Consider the following 22,083-nt stretch of genomic DNA (forward strand, 5'->3'; position numbering starts at 1 on the left):
GCCATCAAGCGTCCCCACAGCGCCGGTGCACCTGTCTCGCGCACCCCGTCGTGCGGGGAGACGCGGTGACTGAGCGTTCCCATGCCGCTACTGCGCTGAAGATTCCCGAGCGGCTGCGCATCCTGCTCGTCGAGGACGACGAGGGTGACGCCTTTCTGGTCCGGGAGCTGCTCGCCGAGGCCGGCGCCTCCTTCGACCTGCAGGTGGCGACCAGTCTGCGCGAGGCGCGGCCGATGATGCAGGGCGTTCAGTGCGTCCTGCTCGACCTGGGACTGCCGGACGCCGAGGGCATCGACGGGCTGCGCAAGCTGCTCGCGGTGGCGGGCAGTGCCGCGGTGTGCGTGCTGACCGGCCGCTCCGACGAGCACCTGGGTGTCGCAGCCGTCGCCGAGGGTGCCCAGGACTACCTGGTCAAGGGCCAGGTCGACGGGGTGCTGCTGGTCCGGGCGCTGCGTTACGCCGTCGAGCGCAAACGCTCCGACGAGAACACCCAGCGGCTGCGCGAGGTCGAGCTGCGCCAGGCCGAGTCGGCCCGTCTCGAACGCGGCCTGCTGCCGCAGCCACTGATGCAGACCACCGAGGTCGCGGTCCACACGTTCTACCGGTCCGGGCGCGCGATGGGCCTGCTAGGCGGTGACTTCTTCGACGTGGTGCAGGTCGGCCCCGACCGCCTCCACGTGATCGTCGGCGACGTCTGCGGGCACAGCGTCGACGAGGCCGCCCTGGGTGTCGAGCTCCGGGTCGCCTGGCGGGCGCTGGTGCTCGGCGGCGTCGCGGAGGACAAGATCCTCGGCGCGCTCGAGCAGGTGCTGATGAGCGAGCGCCGCGCCCGTGAAGTTTTCGCCACGGTCGCCTCAGTCGTTATCGACCTCACGAACAACCGCGCGACCGTACGCCTGGCCGGGCATCCGCCGCCGGTGCTGCTCTCCGGCGACCGGGCCGAGCCCGTGGCCGCGCGTACGGGCATCGTCCTGGGCGTCAAGCCCACCCCCACCCCCGCAACCGACGTGGAGTTCCCCGGCGATGACTGGTCCCTGCTGATGTACACCGACGGACTGATCGAGGGCCGCACCGGCGTGGGCAACGAACGCCTCGATGTCGACGGCCTGTGCGGGGTGCTCGGTGAGCCGGCCGCCAAGGAGGTGCCGCTCCCGGCACTGCCGGCGTGGCTGGTCGGCCGGGCCGAGCAGGGCAACGGTGGCCCGCTCGCCGACGACGTCGCCATGCTCCTGATCTCCCGCGGGGGTGGCCGATGAGCCTGCTCAGTGTGCGCAGCTGGACGCTGCGCCGGCGCGTCGTCGCGTTGTGTCTCGCCGTCGGCCTGGTGCTGACGGTCCTCGGCGTCTTCGCGGCGATCACCGCGGCGGACAGCAACGACCACATCGACGTCATCCTGAACAAGACCGGCCCGATGCGGGCGGCGGGCGAGAGCCTCAACACCGCGGTCGTCAACCAGGAGACCGGCATCCGTGGTTTTGCGATCAGTGGCAACGAGAACAACCTGAGGCCGTACACCGACGGGCTGGCGGCGCAGGACCAGCTCCTGCGGCAGATCGGCTCGCTCAACGAGCAGAGTGGCAACGGCGACCCCAAGGTCCGTGCGGCGCTGCTGGTGGTCCAGCAGCGGGCGGATGCCTGGCGGGCCGTGGTCGCCGACCCGGTGATCAACGCCGTCCGCACCCAGGGCCCCGACGCCGGTCAGGAACTGGTCGAGGCGGCCAGCACGCGCGAGTTCGACGCGCTGCGGACGTCGATCACCGATCTGCAGGACGAGATCTGGATCGTGCGCAACAAGGCCGCCGACGCCGCCAAACGCACCGGCACGGTCCTGGTCTCGGTGGAGATCTTCGCCGCGGTGGTGGTCATCCTGGCCGGTGCCGCGCTCCTGCTGCTGCTCGACCGGCTGATCACCCGGCCGGTCACCGAGCTGGCCGAGCAGGTCCGTGACGTCGCCCGGGGCAACTACGACAAGCACATCACCAGTGAGGGCTCACCCGAGCTGCGTCTGCTGGCGAACGACGTCGACGGGATGCGCCAGCAGATCGCGGCCGAGCTCACCGAGGTGCGTGAGGCACGACAGCAGATCGAATGGGTCAACGATCAGCTCAAGCTGCAGGCCGAGGAGCTCACCCGGTCCAACCGTGACCTGGAGCAGTTCGCCTACGTCGCCTCGCACGACCTGCAGGAGCCGCTGCGCAAGGTGGCCAGCTTCTGCCAGCTGCTCCAGCGCCGGTACGCGGGCCAGATGGACGAGCGCGCCGACCAGTACATCGCCTTTGCCGTCGACGGCGCCCAGCGGATGCAGCGCCTGATCAACGACCTGCTGGCGTTCTCCCGGATCGGCCGGCTGACCGCGGGCTTCACCGACGTCGACCTCGACCATGTGATGACCGAGGTCAAGTCGCAGCTCGAGGTCCGCGCCGGTGACGACGGCGAGATCACCTGGGCCGACCTGCCGACCGTCGAGGGCGAGGAGCCGCTGCTCACCACACTCCTGGTCAACCTGGTCGGCAACTCGCTGAAGTTCCGCCGCCCCGACGTGCCGCCGAAGATCCACGTGACGGCGGAGCGTGAGGAGAAGGAGTGGCGGATCAACGTCCGCGACAACGGCATCGGCATCGAGGCGGAGTTCGCCGACAAGGTCTTTGTCATCTTCCAGCGTCTCCACGCCCGCGACGCCTACGAGGGCACGGGCATCGGCCTGGCCATCGTCAAGAAGATCGTCGAATACCATGGCGGACGGATCTGGCTCGATCTTGAGGTCGCCGAGGGCACCTCGATCTACTTCACCTTGCCGCTGCTGGCCGGGGTGCCTGTACAGGAACCATTGAAAGAGGTCACGGCATGACGGGTCCGACGCGGCAGGACGGGACGCCGATCGAGGTGCTGCTCGTCGAGGACGACCCCGGCGACGTGCTGATGACCCAGGAGGCGTTCGAGGAGCACAAGGTCCGCAACCGCCTCACCGTGGTCTCCGACGGCGCCGAGGCCCTGTCCTACCTGCGCCGCGAGCCACCGTACGAAAAAGCGGTCCGCCCCGACCTGATCCTGCTCGACCTGAACCTCCCGCGCCGTGACGGCCGCGAGGTGCTCGAGGAGGTCAAGAAGGACGACCAGCTGTGCCGCATCCCGGTGGTCGTGCTGACCACCTCCGCGGCCGACGAGGACATCCTGCGCAGCTACCAGCTGCACGCGAACGCCTACGTCACCAAGCCGGTGGACTTCGACCGTTTCATCTCGGTCATCCGGCAGATCGACGAGTTCTTCGTCAGCGTCGTGAAGTTGCCGCCGCGTGCGTGACGACCTGATCGACCAGGTGACCACGCTCGTCCGCGAGGTGGCGCAGACCATCGTGCTGCCCCGGTGGCGGCACCTCAGCGACGCCGAGATCCACCAGAAGTCGCCCGGCGACCTGGTGACCATCGCCGACCAGGAGTCCGAGGTCGCGCTGACCGCCGGCCTGACCGCGCTGCTGCCCGGCTCGCAGGTTGTCGGCGAGGAAGCTGTGGCCGCGGACCCGTCAGTGCTCAGCCACGTCGGTGACGGCGGCGCGATCTGGGTTGTCGACCCGGTCGACGGCACCAACAACTTCGCCGCGGGCAAGACACCGTTCGCGGTGATGGTCGCGTTGCTGCGTGACGGTGAGCCGGCCGCGTCCTGGATCCTCGACGTGGTCGACGACCGGATGACCGTCGCCGAGGCCGGCAGCGGCGCGTTCGTGGACGGTCTGCGGGTCAAGGCCCGGACCGACAACCCCGGCGCGGCCGCCCTGAGCGGCACGGTCTCCCGCAACTACTTCCCGGACGACCTGCGCGACCGTGTCGAAGCGGCCGCGAGCGGGCTAGGCACCGTCACCGGCGGGCATCACTGCGCCGGTTACGAATATCCGGCGGTCGTCAGCGACGAGCAGCAGTTCGCGACGTTCTGGCGAATCCTGCCGTGGGACCACATCCCGGGCTCGCTGATCGTCACCGAGGCCGGCGGCACGGTCCTGCATCTGGACGGCTCGGCGTACCGGCCGGCGGACTCCGGCCGGGGTCTGCTGGTCGCCGCCAACGAGGACATCTGGCGGACGGTGCACACCACGCTCTTCGCCTAGAGGCGGGACAGCAGCAGGATCTTGTGGCCCGCCGGGTCCACCAGCCGCGCGCTGCGCTCACCCCACGGCTGGTCGGTGGGCTCCTCGACGAGCTCGGCACCCGCCTCGCGCAGGGTCGCCGCGGCTTCGTCGCAGTCGTCGGCATAAACGCACAGCTCGAAGCCGGCGGTGGCCTCGGCGCCGATGCCCAGCTCACTCGTCCCGAGCTTGAGCGTCACGAAGACCGGCTCACCCTCCGGCGGGAACCGGTAGACCTGCTGGAACCCCATCGCATCCCGGTAGAACGCGAGAGCAGCGGGCAGGTCGGCGACCGTGATGATGGGAAACGCCTCGGTGAACGCCATCCCTCCGATATTAGGGTTTGGCGCATGTCTGCGTACTTGGAGAAGCTCTTCGGCCTGGCCGGGCGGACCGCCGTCGTGACGGGTGGGAGTTCCGGGATCGGGCGGGCGATGGCCGGTGCTCTAGGCCGGGCCGGCGCCCGGATCGTGCTGGTCGCCCGGCGTCCCGATCCGCTGGAGGAGACCGTCAAGGAGCTGTCGGCCGACGGCGTGCAGGCCGACGCGGTCAGCGCGGACCTCGCCGACCGTGCGGCGCTCACGGTCGCCGTCGACACGATCATCTCCCGGTACGGGCACCCGGACGTGCTCGTGAACGCGGCCGCGGTCAACCGGCGACCGCCGATGGACGAGCTGACCGACGACGACTGGGACGTCACCCTCGCCGCCAACCTGACCGCGCCGTTCCTGCTGGGGCAGCGTTTTGCCCCGGCGATGGCCGACCGCGGCTGGGGTCGCATCATCAACGTCGTCTCCCAGCAGGCGTTCCGCGCGTACGGGAACAGCGGCGCCTACGGGGTGGCGAAAGCGGGGCTGGTGGCGCTGACCCGGTCGCAGGCGGAGGCGTGGTCGAGCCGCGGTGTCTGCTGCAACGCCGTCGCCCCGGGAGTGGTCCACACTCCGCTGACCGAGCCGGTGTTCTCCGACCCCGAGAAGGTGGCCGCGCACGCTCGGCGCACCATGATCGGGCGTAACGGCGTACCCGAGGATTTTGCCGGTTGTGCCGTTTATCTGGCGAGTGCTGCTAGCGCTGCGGTGACGGGCCAGACACTCTTCGTCGACGGTGGATATTCGGCGACTTGATCGAGGTGCCTTTCTCTCGTGCGGCGGGGTAAAGTCACCGCGCTCACGACTTGGGAGGTAGACCGTGGCGGCGACTCTCCTGCGCCGGCTCCAGCCTGTCCTGGCACTGTTCGCTGCCATCGCCGTCCTGGTCGTGGCCGCACCCGCCGCGCACGCGGACCCCGACGAAGAGGGCGGGACCAAAACGCTGCGGTCGGCCCTCGAGTCGGCGGCGAAGGGTCACATCGAGGCCAAGGCCAAGCTCGAGTCCTCGAAGAAGCGCCAGGTCAAGCTGAACGAGACGCTGAAGCAGTCCAAGCTGAAGGCAACCACGCTGGAGGCCCGGGTCGGCGAGATCGCCAACCGGTCCTACCGGCAGGGCCGCTTCAACACCATGACGCTGCTGCTCAACAGCACCTCGCCGGACACGTTCATGGAACGCGCGCTGCGCCTCGACCAGATGGCGCAGGTCGACGGCAAGGCGCTGACCGGTTATCAGGACGCCGTCGTCACCGCCCAGCAGGCCAAAACTGCCATTGATCTCGAGGTCAAGGAGCAGAAGAAGCAGGTCACGGTGATGGCCAAGAAGAAGCAGCAGGCCGAGCAGGCGCTGGCCAGTGTCGGCGGCGGTGCCGTGGCCGGCGGCTTCATCAACGCGAACTCCCCGCTGGCCAAGGCGGCGCCGCGCAACTCCGACGGCTCCTGGCCGAAGGAGTCGTGCACGGTCAACGACCCGACCACGTCCGGGTGCATCACGCCGCGGCTGCTGAACTCCTATCAGCAGTCCACTAACGCGGGCTTCAAGCGGTACACATCGTGCTTCAGCGAGCGCGCCTCCGGTGAGCACCCCAAGGGCCGGGCCTGCGACTTCTCCGCGGCCAAGGGCGGCTTCGAGAACGTGAACGCCAGCGGCGGCGACCGCACCTACGGCAACAACCTCGCGGCGTACCTCGTGAAGAACGCCTCGCGGCTCGGCGTGCTCTACGTGATCTGGTACAGGCAGATCTGGCATCCGGGCACCGGCTGGCGGGCGTACAGCGGTTCGGGTGGGCCCGCCGCCACGCACACCAACCACGTGCACCTATCAGTGATCTGACAGGGACCCGCCGGTAGCATCCGCGCGATGGAGACCTCCCCGCCGCGTGCCCTGCCGTCCGGTCTTGCCACCGGGCTGGTGTTCTTCGCCAGCGGCGCCGTCCTGGTCCTGGAGATCGTCGCGCTGCGGCTGGTCGGCCCGTACGTCGGCGTGACCCTGCAGGTGAGCAGCTCGGTCATCGGCATCTCGCTCGCCGCGATCGCCTACGGGACCTGGCTCGGCGGCCGGCTCGCCGACAAGTACGACCCGCGGGTGCTGCTCGCCCCGGCCCTGCTGCTCGCCGCGATCACCACGGCGATCACTCTGCCGCTGGTCCGCTGGGGCGGCGAGATCCTGCGCGGCGGTGCGGCGCCGGCGGTTCTGATGCTCGCCGCGCTCGCCGTTTTCCTCCCGGCCTTTCTCCTGGCCGGCATCACCCCGCTGACCGTCAAACTGCAGCTCGGCGATCTGCGCCGCACCGGCGAGGTGGTCGGCCGGCTCTCCAGCTTCGGTACGCTCGGCGCGATCACCGCCACCCTCGGCACCGGCTTCATCTTCGTCGCGGCGATGCCGAGCAGCTGGATCGTGCTGACGCTGGCCGGTGTGCTGGCCGTCGCCGGTTTCGGCCTCGGCTGGTGGCTGCGCCGCACCAACCCCGACCTGCCGCAGCCGGGCAAACCGCGGACCCGGGCCGTCGTGGTCACCATCGGGCTGTTCGGGGCCGGGCTGGGGGCGTCGGCGCCGACACCGTGCGACATCGAGACGGCGTACCACTGCGCGCGGGTCGACACCGATCCGAGCAGGGCCGGTGGGCGGACGCTCGTCCTGAACTCGGCGCGGCACTCCTACGTCGACCTGAACGATCCGACACATCTGGAGTTCGCGTACGTGCAGTGGCTCGGTGCGCTGGTCGACGTGTCGAAGGCCGGTGGCGCCCCGATCGACGCCCTGCACCTGGGCGGGGGCGGGTTCACCGTCCCCGAGTACGTCGCGAAGACCCGTCCGGGCAGCGATCAGCTGGTCCTCGAGCTCGACGGCGGTCTGGTCGACCTCGACAAGCAGGAGCTCGGCCTGCGGACCGGCCCGCAGCTGCGGGTCCGCGTCGGAGACGCCCGCGTCGGGCTTGCCGAGCAGGCCACCGGCGCGTACGACGTGGTGGTCGGCGACGCGTTCGGTCACCTGGTCGTCCCGTGGCACCTGGCGACCAAGGAGATGGCCGCCGACATCTCGCGGGTGCTGCGCGACGACGGCTTCTACGCCCAGAACGTCATCGACTACCCGCCGAACCGTTTCATCCGCGCCGAGCTGGCCACGGTCGCCTCGGTCTTCCCGCACGTCGCGCTGATCGCGCCGCAGGAGGCCCTCGACGGTGGGGCCGGGTCGAACTTCGTGATCGTGGCCTCGCGGTCGCCGATCCCGGCCGACGAGATCCGCACCCACCTGGACCTGGTCGACGAGCCGGTGGTGCTGCTCGACGGCCCGCGGCTCGAGGAGTTCATCAGTGACGCGCGGGTGCTGACCGACGACTACGCCCCGGTGGATCAGTTGCTGGCCGGCTGATTTCGGACAAACCGCGTTGTGGTGGTCAGAGCACGTGAAAGGCGTGAAGTGATTTCCGGGACCCCCCATGAACAGGCCGTCCCGCGGGCAACAATCGGCTCATGGGATGGCTGGCGACCGGCAGACGAGGCGGCCGGGTCGGCGACCGGTACCGGCTGATCGAACGGCTCGGCACGGGCGGCATGTCCGTGGTGTGGCGGGCCCACGACGAGGTTCTGGGCCGGGCCGTCGCCGTCAAGGTGCTCTCCCCGCAGCTCGCCACGGACTCGCGGTTCCGCGACCGGCTGCGGCAGGAGGCGCTCGCCGCCGCGCGGCTCTGCCACCCGCACATCACCGGCATCTTCGACTTCGGTGAGTCGCCGCTCGACGAGCACCTGACCGTCCCGTACGTGGTGATGGAACTCAACGACGGCGAGTCGGCCTCCGCGCGGCTGCGCCGGCAGGGCCCGTTCCCGTGGCGCGACGCCGTGGTCATCGCCGCCGAGGTCGCCTCCGCGCTCGCCACCGCCCACGCCCGCGGTGTCGTGCACCGCGACGTGACACCGGCCAACGTCATGCTCACCGGCGCCGGAGCCAAGGTTGTCGACTTCGGCATCTCCGCCCTCGTCGGCCAGCGCGACTCCGCACCGGACGGCAGCCTGCTCGGCACCCCGGCCTACCTGGCGCCCGAACGGCTCAGCGGTGGCCAGGTCTCACCCGCCACCGACGTGTACGCGCTCGGCCTGCTGCTCTACCGCATCCTCACCGGGCGCTTCCCGTGGCCCGCGGGGAACACCGCCGAGGCGTTGCGGGCGCACCTGTTCGCGGATCCTGAGCCCGTACCGTCGCTGCCCGGCATGCCCGCCGAGGTGGCCGACCTGTGCCTGGGCTGCCTGGCCAAGGACCCGGAACGCCGGCCGTCCGCGGCGGAGCTGGCCGGGGCGCTGGCGGCGCTGGTCGGTCTCCAGCCGATCATCCCGCCGGTCGTGGCCCGCGACGCCACCCCGGGCTTCCGCCCCTCACCCCACCCCGTTCCGCGTCCGGGCGCGCGGGCCATCCGGGCTCCGGGCTTCCGGGTACGCACAGGCCTGCGGGTCGCCCGGGCCCTGCGAGTGGGCGGACCGCAACCACTCGGCGGCGGCCTCTTCCGCGGCGGCGTGCTCGTCCCCGACCTGTTCACCGGCGGCAGACTGCGCGACGCCGTGCTCGCCGGCCGTCACCGCCTCCAGGCCGGCGTGGCCACGGTCATCCTGATCGCGGCGCTCGGACTGGTCTGGTCGTCGACCCGCGAACCCGTCGACGTCGGCCCGGCGCAGGCCGCAGCGGCCGGCGCCGGCCAGATCGCCCTGCACAGCACCGGCTGCAAGGTCCGCTACCGGGTCCAGCGCGATTCCGGTACGGACTTCGGCGCGCAGGTGACAGTCATCAACACCGGGGAACACGTGCTGTCGGCGTGGCGGCTCGAGTTCGCCTTCGTGGGTGGCCAGCGGCTCACCGACTCACCGAAACGTCTCAGCCAGCGGGGTCGCAAGCTGGTCCTGCGGGCCAAGAACGGCACCGAGCTGCGGCCCGGCCGGTCGGCGACGGTCACGCTCAGCGGCAGCTACCGGGTCAGCAACCCGCTGCCGCTGGCGTTCACGCTCAACGGCAACCAGTGCAAGGCCGAGGTCATGGGCGCGGTGATCACGCCGCCCACCTCGTCCGCGCCGGTTCTCAAGAAGCCCGCGGCCTCACCGGCACCGTCGCCGTCCTCGTCCTCGCCTTCCTCGAAGCGGACCCGGAAGCCGTCGCCGGCCCCGAAGAAGGACCCGCCCAAGTCGGGCTTCTCGGTCGCGATCTAGGTCTCGGCGGCGAACCGCTCCACCTTGGAGGTGTCGCCGGCCACGATCAGGATGCAGCCCGGCGGCACGACCGTCTCGGGTCGTGCGTACGTGAAGTCCTCGCCCGGCAGTTTGATGCCGACCACCGTGACACCCCACTTGGTCCGCAGGGAGGTGTCCGCGAGCGTGCGGCCGATCGCCTCCTGGGGGGAGCGGACCTTCGCGATCGCAAAACCGTCGTCGAACTCGATGTAGTCGAGCATCCGGCCCGTGATCAGGTGCGCGACCCGCTCACCCATCTCCGACTCCGGGAAGATGACGTGGCGGGCGCCGACCGAGGACAGGATCTTGCCGTGCTTGACGCTGATCGCCTTGGCCCAGATCTCCGGTACGCCGATCTCGGCGAGCGTCAGCACCGTCAGCACACTGGCCTCGAGGTGCGTGCCGATGCCGACCACGGCCCGCGAGAAGTCCTGCACACCGAGCTGGCGCATCGCCTCGGTGTCGGTCGCGTCCGCCTCGACAACATGGGTCAGCCGGTCGGACCAGTCCTGCACGATGTGCGCGTTGCTGTCGATGCCCAGCACCTCGTGGCCGAGGTTCACCAGCGAGTCGGCCACGGCGCCGCCGAAGCGGCCCAGGCCGATCACCACGACGTTGTCGGGGCCGGTGCCCGGCTTCTTCTCCGCGTTCTTCGCCGCGTTCCTGTCCGCGTTCTTGTCAGCGTTCTTGTCAGCCAACGAGGGGTCGCTCCTCCGGGTATCGGTAGAGCCGGCGGCGGGTGTTCAGCGCGATCGCCGTACCCACGGCGATCGTGCCGACGCGGCCGACATACATCAGGATGACGAGCACCACCTGAGCCGATTGCGGCAGGGTGGGGGTGATGCCGGTGCTCAGCCCGACGGTGGCGAACGCCGAGGTCACCTCGAAGAGCGCCCGGTCGAACGGCACGTGGTCGGTCAGCCCGATCAGGGCCAGTGTGCCCGAGGCGACCAGGGCCACCCCGAGCAGCGCGACGGTCATCGCCTGCCGCTGAGTCTCCTCGGCGATGCGACGCTTACGGATCACCACGTCGGGTTCACCTCGCAGCTCCGCCCAGATCACGAACGCCAGCAGCAGGAACGTGGTGACCTTGATGCCACCGGCCGTACTGGCGCTGCCGCCGCCGATGAACATCATGCCGTTCGTGACGGCGATCGTCTCGGTGTTCATCCCGCCGAGATTGATGCTGTTGAAACCCCCGGACCGCGTCATGACGTCCTGCGTGAACGCGGCCAGCACCTTCGCCGGGGTGCCGAGCGGCCCGAGCGTGTTGGGGTTGGTCCACTCGAACGTGAGGAACACCAGAAAGCCGGTGAGGCTGAGCAGCAGCGTGCCCCACACGGTCAGCCGCGTGTGGGTCGACCAGTACCCGGGCTTCCGCCACTCGCGGGCCAGCTCGAACAGCACCGGGAAGCCGATCGAGCCCGCCAGCACACCCAGCGACAGCGGCACGCAGATCCACCAGTCGCCGACGAACCGGACCAGGCTGTCGGGGTAGAGCGCAAAACCGGCGTTGTTGAAGGCCTGCACCGCGTGGAAGACGGCCTCCCAGACCGCCCGCCCGAACGGGTAGTCGTAGTGCAGCCAGAACCGCAACGTCAGCACGATGCTGATGGCGGTCTCCGACGCGAACATCACGATCGCCACACGGATGAGCACACCGCCGACGTTGCCGCCCAGCAGCCCCGAGCTCTCGGCCTGCGCCATCAACCGGCTGCGCAGGCCCAGCTGCCGCGACACGAGCAGGCTCAGCAGCGTCGCCAGCGTCATGATCCCGAAGCCGCCGATCTGCGACAGCACGGTGAGCAGCACCTGCCCGAAACCGGACCAGTACGTCGGTGTGTCCACGACCGCGAGCCCGGTGACACAGACCGCGCTGGTCGCCGTGAAGAGCGCGGTGACAAACGGGGCGTTCCCCGGCTCCGCCCGTGCCGCCGGCAACATCATCAGCAGCGTGCCGATCAGGATGGCACCGAGGAAAGCAACGGGAACGATCCGGGCCGGATAACGCCACGGTGAACGGCTCCGCACCCCGTACCCCCTCCTCGTTTCGATCTAGACTGCATCATCCGCCGGCAGAAAGGGTGCGTGATGCAACTCGACATGGCCACGGTCTTCGCCCCCACGCGAGGACGCGCCGCTTAGTTTGCCTGGGCCCGTCGCTCCTCGCTCGGGGCGGTCATCGACCGTTTCCCTCTGGCTCGAGGAGCAGTTTTGCGTGCCCTTTTCCCGCGCCTCGGCGCGGACTTCAGCAAACTCTGGACCGCGTCCGCGGTCTCCAATCTCGGCGACGGCATCACCATGGCGGCAGGCCCGCTGCTGGTCGCCTCGATCACCACCGACCCCGCGGCAGTGGCCGGGGCGGTGTTTGCCCAGCAGCTTCCCTGGCTGCTGTTCGCCCTGCTCAGCGGGGCCTGGGCCGATCGTCTGGACCGCCGTCGCCTGGTGGTGACGGTCAACCTGGTCCGCGCGGCGGCGCTGGCCGGGCTGGTCGCCGCCACAGCAACCGACCAGGTGACGGTCCCGGTCATCTACGCTGTGTTCTTCCTGCTCGGCACCGGTGAGACCCTGTCCGACACGGCGTCGTCGGCGTTCGTCCCGGCCCTCGTCCCGAGCGATCGCCTCCCGACCGCCAACGCCTGGCTGGGTGCCACCTTCACCGTCATCAACCAGTTCGCGGCAAAACCCCTGGGGGCATGGCTGTTTGTCATCGCGGCGGCCGTGCCGTTCGGGGTGAACGCCCTGACGTTCGCGGCCTCGGCGGCACTCATCGCGAGCATCCGGTCCCTGCCGGCGCCACCCGCGCGTACGCGGACCAGCCTGCGTGCGGACATCGCGGAAGGTGTCCGCTGGCTGTGGCGGCATCGTCTGTTGCGCACCCTGGCCGTGACGATGGCCTTCAGCAACGTGATCTACTGCGCGGCCTTCGCGATCTTTGTCCTGTACGCGTTCGAACGCCTCGGCCTCGGCCAGGTCGGTTACGGGGTGCTGCTCACGGCCTTCGCCGTCGGTGGCCTGGCCGGAACGGTCGTGGCACCCCGCCTCCTGACCACGGTCGACACGACCCTGCTCCTGCGAGCCGGGCTGTTCGTCGAGGTCGCACTGCACGGCACGCTGGCGCTGACCCGGAACCCGTTCGTGGCCGCCGCGATGATCGTCGTTTTTGGCGTCCACACGATGATCTGGGGAAACATCGTCATCACCCTGCGCCAGCGGGCGGTCCCGGCGGCTCTCTACGGCCGCGTCACCAGCGTGTATTCGTTGCTCGACCTGGGCGGCGCGGCACTCGGCTCGCTGCTGGGCGGCGCGGTGGCCCAGGCGTACGGGATCGTGGCGACCTTCGGAACAGCCTCCGCGGCGATGGCAGTCGTCCTGCTGCTGGCCTGGCGCTCCCTCGGCGCCGGCGTTCCGGGCGGTCATATAGTCACGCGGTGAAATTCGACGAGGTGCGCGACGCCTACTCCTCCGTAGCGGGCCTCTACATCGAACTGTTCGGCACCAGCGGGCAGGTGCACGCCGAGGACCTCGAGTTCATCGGCGGGCACCTGTCCGTGCCGTCCGGGACCGTGCTCGACCTGGGCTGCGGACCCGGCCAGATCACCGGACACCTCCGGTCCCTCGGGGTCGACGCCCGGGGGATCGACATGGTCCCGGAGTTCATCGCCCACGCCCGGGCCGCCCACCCGGCAGGTGATTTCCAGCTCGGTTCGATGAGCAACCTGGACGCGGCAGACTCGTCCATCGCCGGCATCCTGGCCTGGTACTCGCTGATCCACCTGACACCGCCGGACCTCGACAGCGTCCTCGCCGAGTTTCGCCGGGTTCTGATCCCGGACGGCAAGCTGGTGGTCGGCTTCTTCGACGGCGACGCCTTTTCGGCTTTCGACCACAAGGTCATCACGGCCTATCGCTGGTCGGTCGACGGCTTCGCCGAACGACTGGCGCAGGCCGGCTTCACCGAGGTCGAACGCCGCCGCCGTCCCACCGACGGCACCCACCGCCCCCACGCAGCGCTCGCGGCCCAGCTCCGATGATCAACGCCGTTCTCCTTCACCGTCGGCGTCGGCGTCGGCGGCACGGCTCGCGACGGGTTCCGCGAGTTCGCGACCTGGGCTGACTGGCTGGGCCTCCCTCGGGTCTCAGCGCAGCGTGGGTTTGTCTGGTTCGAGGGCGACCACTCACGCAGACGGCAGGGAGCGCAGCGATCCGACCTCGGCGGGAGCGACGGTCAGCGCCCTGCAACCAGGCACGACAGGCCCTGGATCTTGATCCGCAGGAAGTGAGCCGTCTCCCTCCTCGCTTAGAGTTGGACCATGAGGCTTGCGGTGGTCAGTGGTGGCGGGACGGGGATCGGGCGGGCGACGGCCGGGATGCTGGCGGGGGAGGGTTACGACGTCATCATCGTCGGCCGCCGCGCTGAGGTGCTGGCCGACGCGGTGAAGTGGATCGGCCCGCAGGCGTCGGCCGTGCAGGCGGACCTGGCGGACCCGTCGCAGACCGCCGCGGTGGTCGAGGCCGTAGCCGGCCGTCCCGTCGATGTCCTGGTCAACAACGCGGGTGCCTTCGTGAGCGGCGACGACTCCACGCCGGACGGCCTGGCGGCCCGCTGGCGTGCCACCTTCGACTCGAACGTCATCACGGCCGTGCTGCTCACCAACGCCCTGCTGCCGTTGCTGCGCCGCCCGGGCGGCCGGATCATCCTGACCAGCTCGATCGCGGCGCAGCGAGGAGGTGGCGGTCCGTACTCGGCGGCGAAGGCCGCCCTGCACGGCTACGGCCTGGACCTGGCCACGCAGCTGAGCTCCGAAGGCATCACCACCAACGTGATCGCGCCGGGCTACGTGACCGACAGCGAGTTCTTCGACGGCCGCATGACCGAGGAAGGCCACGCCACCCGCGTGGCAGCCACCCTGGTGAAGCGAGCCGGCATCCCCAGCGACATCGCCGAGGCGGTGCGCTGGCTGGTCGGTCCCGGCGGCAGCTTCGTCACCGGCCAGATCATCAACGTGAACGGCGGCTCCGTCCTGGGCCGCTGACCAGGCCGTCAGGCAATCTTGCTGATCACGTCCTTGGCGACGATCAGCCCGTCGCGCACGGTGTAGACGTCGACACCCCGCAACGTGCTGCCGTCCTCGGCCACGGGATACGAGAAGTAGCCGAAGCCCCGCTCGCCCCGCACAGCGATCGGTTCGATCACCAGGTCAGGGTCACCCCCGAGCTGATCGGCGAACACTGCGGCCACGGCGACCCGCCCCCGTACGGTCGAGCCGTCGGAGCCACAGAGCACGACATCCTCGGCGAGGCAGTCGGTCACACCCGCCAGATCCTGGCCGTTCCAAGCGGTGAGGAAACGGTCAAGAAGTGCAGCAGTGTCCGACATGGCTGAGACCCTAACGACCCAGTCCCCTCCCAAGCGACCCCATTTCCAACCCGTGGCGCCCCACTCCCGCCCCCACCGCCAGGCCCGGCCTGGGATCTGGTGCTGTTCGGCTTGGCTACTTTGCGCCGCCGGTGAAGCGGGCTTCGTCGGGGCGGTTGGCGCGGAAGCGGAGGGCTGACCAGTGGTCGTCGATGGCGACCTGGCCGTTCGGGCGCATGTTGAAGTCGGCGACGATGGGCCAGAGGGTGTCGCGGTTGATGTCCGCCTTGTTGCCCTTGGGGTAGGCGACCCAGAGCACGGCCGGTTTGGCGAGGTCTTCGGTGTGCTGCTCGAGCAGTTTGCGCGCGCTCGCCGCGTCGTCAGCGAAGAGGATCGCCGTGCTTGCCGTAGCGAGGCCTTCGCTCTCGCGCACTCCCTCAGGCATGGGCGTGAGCAGCGGCAAGTGCTCCGGGTGTGACAACCAGACCGTGGTGTTCGGCTTGATCTGGAGCTTCTCGGCGATCGTCTTTGACATGCCCCCAACGCTGCCACCGACAAGAAAAGTTGTCAAGGATTCTTCCTCCGCCTGTGGATAACCCGAGCCTGTGGATAACTCCGGTCTTGTCGGTCCCGGCTGGTAGACATGCTGCGTGGTGGAAATGACGCGGGACAAGGTGAGCGAAGCCGAGCGGCTGGCGGTGCGCGAGTGCGCCGAGGAAGTGCTGCGCCGGCTCGCCGGTGAGCATGCGGTGCTGCGGGAGGACCAGTGGCGGGCGATCGAGGCGCTCGTGGTCGATCGGCGGCGGGTGCTCTGCGTGCAGCGCACCGGCTGGGGCAAGTCGGCGGTCTACTTCGTCGCCACGGCACTGCTGCGGGACGGCATCACCGCCGAGCCAGGCGACCCGCCGGCCGGGCCGACCGTCATCGTGTCGCCGCTGCTGGCCCTCATGCGTAACCAGGTGGAGGCCGCCGCCCGCGCCGGCATCCGGGCCCGCACGATCAACTCGGCGAACCTCGACGAGTGGGGCGAGATCACCGCCGAGATCCGTAACGGTGAGGTCGACGTTCTGCTGATCAGCCCCGAGCGGCTCAACAACCCGGACTTCCGCGACAACGTGCTGCCCGGTCTCGCCGCGAGCACCGGCCTGTTGGTGGTCGACGAGGCGCACTGCGTCTCCGACTGGGGTCACGACTTCCGGCCGGACTATCGGCGGCTGCGCACGTTCCTGGCCGGGCTGCCCGGCCTCACGCCGGTGCTGGCGACCACCGCCACGGCCAACTCTCGCGTCACCGCCGACGTCGCCGAGCAGCTGGGTGACGCACTTGTCCTGCGGGGCACGCTCGAGCGCGATTCGCTGCGTCTTGCGGTTCTTGACCTTCCGAATCCCGCACACCGGCTGGGCTGGCTCGCCGATCACCTCGACCGGCTGACGGGCTCCGGCATCATCTACACACTGACCGTTGCCGCGGCGACCGAGACCGCGGAGTTCCTGCGGTCACGGGGCTTCCCGGTCGCGTCTTACACCGGCCAGGTCGAGGACTCCGACCGCCGAGCTGCCGAGCAGGACCTCCTGGACAACAAGATCAAGGCGCTGGTCGCCACGTCGGCGCTGGGCATGGGCTTCGACAAACCCGACCTCGGCTTTGTGGTGCACCTCGGTGCGCCGCCGTCACCGATCGCCTACTACCAGCAGGTCGGCCGGGCAGGCCGGGCCGTCGAGCACGCCGAGGTGGTGCTGCTGCCCGGCGCCGAGGACGTCGCGATCTGGCGCTACTTCGCATCGCTGGCGTTCCCACCGGAGGAGCAGGTGCGCTCGGTTCTGGCCGCCCTGTCACCCGACCGACCGCTGTCCACCCAGGCGCTCGAGCCCATCGTGGACCTGCGCCGCGCCCGCCTCGAGCTGATGCTGAAAGTCCTCGACGTGGACGGCGCCGTCCGCCGCACCCGCGGCGGCTGGACGGTCACCGGCGAGCCCTGGACCTACGACACCGCCAGGCTCCGCCGCGTCGCCGAGGCCCGCACGACCGAGCAGCAAACCATGATCGAGTACGCGAGAACGACCAGTTGCCGCATGGAGTTCCTCCGCCGCTGCCTCGACGACCCGGAGGCCAAAGCCTGCGGCCGCTGCGACAACTGTGCCGATCCTCTCTTCGACGCAGAGGTCTCACCGGAGGCACTGACGGCAGCTCAGGCGTTCCTGGGTCACGCCGGCGTGGACATCTCCCCGAAAAAGCTCTGGCCCACCGGCCTTGCCGCAGCCGGCGTCTCCGTCAAAGGCAAGATCGGCCCGTCAGAGCAGATCCTCCCCGGTCGCGCTGTAGGCCGCCTGTCCGACCTCGGCTGGGGCGGTCGCCTCCGCGCACTGGTTGCGCCTGACGCCCCCGACGCCGAACTCCCGGACGACCTGGCCGCCGCAGTCGTCGAAGTTCTCAAGGCCTGGTCCCACGGTGACAACAGCTGGGACCAACGCCCCGCCGCAGTGGTCTCGGTCGCCTCAAATCGCCACCCGCGCCTGGTGGCCAGCATCGCCGACCGCATCGCCAAGGTCGGCCGCCTCCCCATGCTGGGCACCCTCACCTCCACCCACCAGGGCGACGATGGGCCGCGCGGCAACAGCGCCCAGCGGGTCTTGGCACTGCACGACGCCTTCTCGGTGCCCCCGGAGGTCGCCGAGTCCCTCAAGGACCTGACAGGCCCGGTCCTGCTCGTCGACGACCTCGCCGACTCCGGCTGGACGATGGTCCTGGCCGGCCGAGCCCTCCGCAAAGCCGGCGCCCCGGCCGTCCTACCGTTCGCCCTGGCCGTCGCAGGCTGATCCCTTCGACGGAAACAAAACACCGGCGCAGGCTGATAGCGCGACGCAATCCGGTGGGGCGACGCGAGCTGGCGGCGCGCCGCAGGCTGGCGGCGCGACGCAACGTGGCAGCGTGACGCAACCTGGTGGGGCGACGCGAGTTGGCGGGCGACCCGGGTTGGCAGGCGACGCGAGCTGGCAGGCGACCCGGGTTGGCAGGCGACCCGGGTTGGCAGGCGACGCGAGCTGGCGGGCGACCCGGGTTGGCAGGCGACCCGGGTTGGCAGGCGACGCGAGCTGGCGGGCGACCCGGGTTGGCAGGCGACGCGAGCTGGCAGGCGACCCGGGTTGGCAGGCGACCCGGGCTGGCAGGCGACGCGAGCTGGCAGGCGACCCGGGCTGGCAGGCGACCCGAGCTGGCAGCGCCGCGTTACCTGGCGGCCAGTTGGCCGGCAGGGCATGGGTTAGCCGGGGCGGCCGAAGCCGTGGATGGGTTGCGTGTCGATACTGGAGACGCGCACGTTTTCGCCGTACTCCGGCGCGTGGATCATGTTGCCGCCTCCGATGTAGACGCCGACGTGGCTGATAGGGCCGTAGAAGAACACCAGGTCACCAGGGCGAAGGTCGGATCGGCTGATGTGGGCCATCGAGCCGTACTGGCGTGCAGCGTTGTGCGGTAAGCCGACGCCGGCGGTGTTCCAGGCGGCGAGGGTCAAGCCCGAGCAGTCGTAGGAGTTCGGGCCGGCCGCACCCCAGCGGTAAGGCTTGCCCAGCTGGGCGAACGCGAACGCCACCACTCGTCCGGCGCGGCCGGGGATGAAGTCGGGCATGGGGACGTCCGAGCTGACCCCGTATCGGGAGCCGCCGCCGTAGGCGATCGCGCGCATCTGCTTGAGCGCGCCGATCTCGCCCTCGACCGTCGCCTTGCGGGCGCGGAGCTGGAACTGCTGGCGGCGCTGCTGGGCGGCCAACGCGTTCAGCATTTTGCGGGTTTGGACGACCTTCGAGCGGGCCGCCCGGAGTTCGGCGACCGCGCGTTGTTCGGAGGTGGCGAGCTGGTGCAGCACCAGCAACTTGTCGACGAACAGCTGCGGCTGGTCGGCCGCGAAGAGCGCAACAGTCGGGCCGTTGCGGGTGCGCTGGTACGTGCGGGACGCGAGGTCGGCCATGACTTCCTGCTGCTGGTTCAGTTCGCGGGTCATCGGGCCGAGCCGGCCACCGAGATGCTTCGTCTGCATTCGGGTCGCGTTCAGGTCTTCGCGGGAGTTGTTGTACTGCTCGACCAGGACCTCCAGCTGCCGCGACGCTGCCGTGATGCGTTTGTCGAGTTCGGCGGCGGTGGGGCGGTCGGCGCCGGCAGCGGGTGCAGGGGAGAGGCCCAGGAGCAGCAGTACCGGCACCAGGGCGACAATGATCTTTCGGGGGGTGAGCGGCACATCGCCTCTAACGAGACAAATGGTGTAAAAGCGACGGCATACGGGTGGGGGGTATGCTGTCTGGCATGACCACCGACCACGAACACTCCGGGCCGCACGGCTATTCGGGGGACAAGGCCGCTCTGCTCGGGCGCCTGCGCCGCATCGAGGGCCAGATCCGCGGCCTGCAGCGGATGGTCGACGAGGACACGTACTGCATCGATGTTCTCACGCAGATCTCCGCCGCGAAGAGTGCGTTGCAGGCTGTGGCCGTGGGCCTGCTCGAGGACCATCTGGCCCACTGCGTTGTCGACGCCGCCCGCGCCGGTGACCCGACCGCCAAGGTCAAAGAAGCTTCAGACGCGATCGCCCGCCTCGTCCGCTCCTAACCAAAGGGACAGTAATGCCAGTCACCTCCACCTACACCGTCAGCGGCATGACCTGCAGCCACTGCGTTCAGGCCGTCACCAGCGAGATCTCCGGGCTGCCCGGCGTCGACGCCGTTCAGGTTGACCTCGCCACCGGTGCCGTCACCGTGACCAGTGAGGCTCTCCTCGCCGAGGATGCCGTGCGCGCCGCGGTCGACGAGGCCGGCTACGAGCTCGCCGATGCCTGACACGCTCGAGCAGGCGCCGGCCGAGCCGAAGTCGGATCGGGCGAGTTTCCGGCTCGCGGCGTTCGGTGCGGTGGTCGTGCTGGTCCTCTTCGCGGGCTACGGCATCGGTCGTCTCAACAATTCCGTCGAGCAGGCGCAGGCCGCGCCGGTGCCGGTGCCGGCCGCCGACGGGCACGGCGCCCACAGTGCGGTCAGTGCCGCGCCGCACGACGACACCGGGACGGCGCCGCACCAGCACAACGCCGACGGCACGGTTTCCCAAGGCGCTCTGAATGCGGACAGTGTCGGCGGGCTGGCGGTCACCGCGGCCGGTCTGACGCTCACGCCCGAGGCGACCACGTTCAAGGCCGGGGAGCGGCAGGCGTTCAAGTTCAAGATCGCCGGTCCCGGTGGTGCGCCGATCACCACGTACGCCGTGGTGCACGACAAGCCGTTGCACTTCGTGGTGGTGCGCCGCGATCTCACCGGCTTCCAGCACCTGCATCCGACGATGGCGCCCGACGGCACCTGGAGCATCGACCTGGCGCTGGCGGCGCCCGGCAGCTACCGCGCGATCACCGACTTCACCGCGGTGGTCGGCGGCCAGCAGACGCCGGTCACGCTCGGTGTCGACCTCACCGTCACCGGCAACTACGTCCCGGTCGCGCTCCCCGCTCCTGTCACCGAGGCGACCGCCGACGGCTTCAAGATTTCGTACGCCGGTACGCCCAAGACAGGCGCAACCCAGCCGCTGCTGATGTCAGTGCAGGGGCCGGACGGCAAACCGGCCACGCTGGAGCCGTACTTGGCAGCGTTCGGGCACCTGGTGGTGCTCCGCGAGGGTGACGTCGGTTACGTCCACGTGCACCCGGAGCCGCAGCTCGTCGACGGTGCCGTCAAGTTCTGGCTGGCCGCGCCGGGACCGGGCCGCTACCGGATGTTCTTCGATTTCCAGGTCGCGGGCCAGGTCCACACGGCCGCCTTCACCACAGTCGTCAAATAAGGTCAGCTGAGCAACTTCTCCAACGCCGGGGTGACACCCCACTGAGCGGTCAGCGCGTCGTATTCGGCGCGCTGACCCTCGTCCGGCGCCGCACCGGTCAGCCGTGCGCGCAGCAGCAGGTTGCGCGGCGTGTGCGCGGAGTCCACGAACTCCACCACCTCGACCTTGTAACCCCGCAGACGCAGGAGCGCCGATCGCAGCGAGTCGGTGAGGACGTCCGCGAAGCGCTCCCGCAGGATCGCATTCCGGGTGATCTCCGCGTACGGGGAAGGGGCGGTGTTGCCCTTGAGCTGCGCGGCGATGTCGTGGTGGCAGCACGGGGCTGCCAGCACCCACTTTGCGTTCCAGTTGACGGCCCGGGCGAGTGCCTGGTCGGTTGCCGTGTCGCAGGCGTGCAGGGCCAGCACCAGGTCGGGCGCTTCGTCGACGACGGCGTCCTCGATCGTGCCCGCGACAAACGTCACCGCCTCGGCGCAGCCCAATTGCTCGGCGACGGCGGAATTGCGGACGCGCTGGTCCTCGCGGACGTCGACTCCCACGACCCGGACCGTCACGCCGCGGTCGGCTAGGTAGCGGTAGGCCGCGAAGGTCAGATACGCGTTTCCGCAGCCCAGGTCGACGACGCGCAGGGTCTGCGGCAGTTCGTCGGGCAGTGTTGCGGCCAGCGCGCGCAGGAAGGCGTCGACCTGCCGCCGCTTGGCTGCCGTGCCACCGACCACCGTGAACAGCGGGTCGCCCGGGTCCAGCAGCCACTGCTTGGCCCGATCGTGACTTTGTGTCACCGTTGGCCCGGCGGTCGCCGCCCGGTGGATCTGCGCGTCACCCTTCTTGGTCACCCGCACCTGTACGGTCTCAGCCGCCGTCTCCACGTGCCAGTTCCCGAACGGTTCCGCCAGCAGGGCATCCACGGCCTCGGCCGCCTCGGCACCGGGCGCGACGTTCCGGGTGTACGGCCGGGAGCCGTCATCGGTCACGATCTGCAACCGCGGTCCGCCTTTGAGGGCGACCGGCCGCAACTCCGCGCGGGTGACCGAAGGAGTGAAACCGCGACGCTTACCCGCGGCGACCGCCCGCGTGAGAGCGGGGTCGAGCAGCAGGTCACGCACTTCGGCGAGGACGGCGTCCAGTGGTTGGGGCATCCTTCCATTCTGCCTCGCCAGAATTGATGATCTACAAAGCCGTCCCGCTTTGTTAGGCTCACCTAACTCAAGGCCTGGAGG

22 protein-coding genes are annotated in these 22,083 nt (G+C 69.8%); 15 read left to right on the top strand and 7 right to left on the bottom strand.

Features of this window, described 5'->3' with window-relative positions; translation table 11 throughout:
• Nucleotides 1-65 precede the first annotated feature (65 nt).
• Genes AFR_RS04025 through AFR_RS04040 form a run of 4 tightly spaced genes read left to right on the top strand, consistent with a single transcriptional unit; the run spans nucleotide 66 to nucleotide 4,099 of the window.
• Nucleotides 66-1,256, top strand: coding sequence for a PP2C family protein-serine/threonine phosphatase (locus AFR_RS04025; protein ID WP_023358031.1), 1,191 nt, complete (start codon nucleotides 66-68; stop codon nucleotides 1,254-1,256).
• A complete protein-coding gene (locus AFR_RS04030; protein WP_023358032.1) occupies nucleotides 1,253-2,848 on the top strand; it encodes a sensor histidine kinase in 1,596 nt (531 codons plus the stop codon). Before AFR_RS04025 ends, AFR_RS04030 begins: the two co-directional genes overlap by 4 nt.
• Entirely contained in the window at nucleotides 2,845-3,300 is a 456-nt protein-coding gene (locus tag AFR_RS04035) for a response regulator (protein WP_023358033.1), read from the top strand. Before AFR_RS04030 ends, AFR_RS04035 begins: the two co-directional genes overlap by 4 nt.
• Entirely contained in the window at nucleotides 3,293-4,099 is an 807-nt protein-coding gene (locus AFR_RS04040) for an inositol monophosphatase family protein (protein WP_023358034.1), read from the top strand. The genes AFR_RS04035 and AFR_RS04040 overlap by 8 nt, the downstream gene beginning before the upstream one ends.
• Here AFR_RS04040 and AFR_RS04045 read toward each other — a convergent pair.
• On the bottom strand, nucleotides 4,096-4,443 hold the full coding sequence (locus tag AFR_RS04045; protein WP_023358035.1) for a VOC family protein: 348 nt from the start codon (nucleotides 4,441-4,443) through the stop codon (nucleotides 4,096-4,098). The genes AFR_RS04040 and AFR_RS04045 overlap by 4 nt on opposite strands.
• A gap of 24 nt (nucleotides 4,444-4,467) precedes the next feature.
• Here AFR_RS04045 and AFR_RS04050 point away from each other — a divergent pair, with 24 nt between their 5' ends.
• From AFR_RS04050 to AFR_RS04065, 4 genes are all read left to right on the top strand, one after another.
• Nucleotides 4,468-5,241, top strand: a complete 774-nt coding sequence (locus AFR_RS04050) for an SDR family NAD(P)-dependent oxidoreductase (RefSeq protein ID WP_023358036.1) — start codon at nucleotides 4,468-4,470, stop codon at nucleotides 5,239-5,241.
• Between the two features lie 64 nt (nucleotides 5,242-5,305).
• Nucleotides 5,306-6,316, top strand: coding sequence for a coiled-coil domain-containing protein (locus tag AFR_RS04055; RefSeq protein WP_023358037.1), 1,011 nt, complete (start codon nucleotides 5,306-5,308; stop codon nucleotides 6,314-6,316).
• A gap of 27 nt (nucleotides 6,317-6,343) precedes the next feature.
• Entirely contained in the window at nucleotides 6,344-7,855 is a 1,512-nt protein-coding gene (locus tag AFR_RS04060) for a fused MFS/spermidine synthase (RefSeq protein ID WP_023358038.1), read from the top strand.
• A 101-nt stretch (nucleotides 7,856-7,956) separates the two neighbouring features.
• A complete protein-coding gene (locus tag AFR_RS04065) occupies nucleotides 7,957-9,675 on the top strand; it encodes a serine/threonine-protein kinase (protein ID WP_023358039.1) in 1,719 nt (572 codons plus the stop codon).
• Here AFR_RS04065 and AFR_RS04070 read toward each other — a convergent pair.
• Both AFR_RS04070 and AFR_RS04075 read right to left on the bottom strand, forming a co-directional pair.
• Entirely contained in the window at nucleotides 9,672-10,301 is a 630-nt protein-coding gene (locus AFR_RS04070) for a potassium channel family protein (RefSeq protein ID WP_202964018.1), read from the bottom strand. The two genes, AFR_RS04065 and AFR_RS04070, sit on opposite strands and share 4 nt — an antisense overlap.
• 85 nt (nucleotides 10,302-10,386) lie before the next feature.
• Nucleotides 10,387-11,643: a TrkH family potassium uptake protein gene (locus AFR_RS04075; RefSeq protein WP_238547328.1), complete on the bottom strand. Its 1,257-nt coding sequence runs from the start codon at nucleotides 11,641-11,643 to the stop codon at nucleotides 10,387-10,389.
• Nucleotides 11,644-11,910: 267 nt separating this feature from the next.
• On the opposite strand from AFR_RS04075, the gene AFR_RS45830 reads away from it, so the two are divergent.
• The 3 genes from AFR_RS45830 (at nucleotide 11,911) to AFR_RS04090 (ending at nucleotide 14,732) form a co-directional block, all read left to right on the top strand.
• Nucleotides 11,911-13,131 (top strand): MFS transporter, encoded by a 1,221-nt coding sequence (locus AFR_RS45830; protein ID WP_023358042.1) that lies wholly within the window; start codon nucleotides 11,911-11,913, stop codon nucleotides 13,129-13,131.
• Nucleotides 13,128-13,730, top strand: a complete 603-nt coding sequence (locus tag AFR_RS45835; RefSeq protein ID WP_023358043.1) for a class I SAM-dependent methyltransferase — start codon at nucleotides 13,128-13,130, stop codon at nucleotides 13,728-13,730. The genes AFR_RS45830 and AFR_RS45835 overlap by 4 nt, the downstream gene beginning before the upstream one ends.
• A 279-nt stretch (nucleotides 13,731-14,009) precedes the next feature.
• A complete protein-coding gene (locus AFR_RS04090; RefSeq protein ID WP_041840591.1) occupies nucleotides 14,010-14,732 on the top strand; it encodes an SDR family NAD(P)-dependent oxidoreductase in 723 nt (240 codons plus the stop codon).
• An 8-nt stretch (nucleotides 14,733-14,740) separates the two neighbouring features.
• Here AFR_RS04090 and AFR_RS04095 read toward each other — a convergent pair whose 3' ends face one another.
• Complete coding sequence (locus AFR_RS04095; protein WP_041840592.1) at nucleotides 14,741-15,076, bottom strand: nuclear transport factor 2 family protein; 336 nt, start codon at nucleotides 15,074-15,076, stop codon at nucleotides 14,741-14,743.
• A 115-nt stretch (nucleotides 15,077-15,191) separates the two neighbouring features.
• The gene (locus tag AFR_RS04100; protein WP_023358046.1) at nucleotides 15,192-15,590 is read right to left on the bottom strand and encodes a hypothetical protein; all 399 of its coding nucleotides are present in this window, start codon (nucleotides 15,588-15,590) and stop codon (nucleotides 15,192-15,194) included.
• 124 nt (nucleotides 15,591-15,714) lie between these two features.
• Here AFR_RS04100 and AFR_RS04105 point away from each other — a divergent pair, with 124 nt between their 5' ends.
• Nucleotides 15,715-17,871: a RecQ family ATP-dependent DNA helicase gene (locus tag AFR_RS04105; protein ID WP_023358047.1), complete on the top strand. Its 2,157-nt coding sequence runs from the start codon at nucleotides 15,715-15,717 to the stop codon at nucleotides 17,869-17,871.
• A 443-nt stretch (nucleotides 17,872-18,314) separates the two neighbouring features.
• Here the strand turns inward: AFR_RS04105 and AFR_RS04110 are convergent, their stop codons facing one another.
• Entirely contained in the window at nucleotides 18,315-19,250 is a 936-nt protein-coding gene (locus tag AFR_RS04110; RefSeq protein ID WP_148307868.1) for a C40 family peptidase, read from the bottom strand.
• A gap of 101 nt (nucleotides 19,251-19,351) precedes the next feature.
• Here AFR_RS04110 and AFR_RS04115 point away from each other — a divergent pair, with 101 nt between their 5' ends.
• Genes AFR_RS04115 through AFR_RS04125 form a run of 3 tightly spaced genes read left to right on the top strand, consistent with a single transcriptional unit; the run spans nucleotide 19,352 to nucleotide 20,863 of the window.
• Nucleotides 19,352-19,654: a metal-sensitive transcriptional regulator gene (locus tag AFR_RS04115; protein ID WP_023358049.1), complete on the top strand. Its 303-nt coding sequence runs from the start codon at nucleotides 19,352-19,354 to the stop codon at nucleotides 19,652-19,654.
• 14 nt (nucleotides 19,655-19,668) lie between these two features.
• Nucleotides 19,669-19,881, top strand: coding sequence for a heavy-metal-associated domain-containing protein (locus tag AFR_RS04120; protein WP_023358050.1), 213 nt, complete (start codon nucleotides 19,669-19,671; stop codon nucleotides 19,879-19,881).
• Nucleotides 19,874-20,863, top strand: coding sequence for a DUF8832 domain-containing protein (locus tag AFR_RS04125; RefSeq protein ID WP_023358051.1), 990 nt, complete (start codon nucleotides 19,874-19,876; stop codon nucleotides 20,861-20,863). Before AFR_RS04120 ends, AFR_RS04125 begins: the two co-directional genes overlap by 8 nt.
• A 2-nt stretch (nucleotides 20,864-20,865) precedes the next feature.
• On the opposite strand, the gene AFR_RS04130 is transcribed toward AFR_RS04125, so the two are convergent.
• The gene (locus AFR_RS04130) at nucleotides 20,866-22,002 is read right to left on the bottom strand and encodes a class I SAM-dependent methyltransferase (RefSeq protein WP_023358052.1); all 1,137 of its coding nucleotides are present in this window, start codon (nucleotides 22,000-22,002) and stop codon (nucleotides 20,866-20,868) included.
• Nucleotides 22,003-22,083: the final 81 nt, after the last annotated feature.

This window comes from Amorphoplanes friuliensis DSM 7358 (genome assembly GCF_000494755.1).
GTDB lineage: Bacteria > Actinomycetota > Actinomycetes > Mycobacteriales > Micromonosporaceae > Actinoplanes > Actinoplanes friuliensis.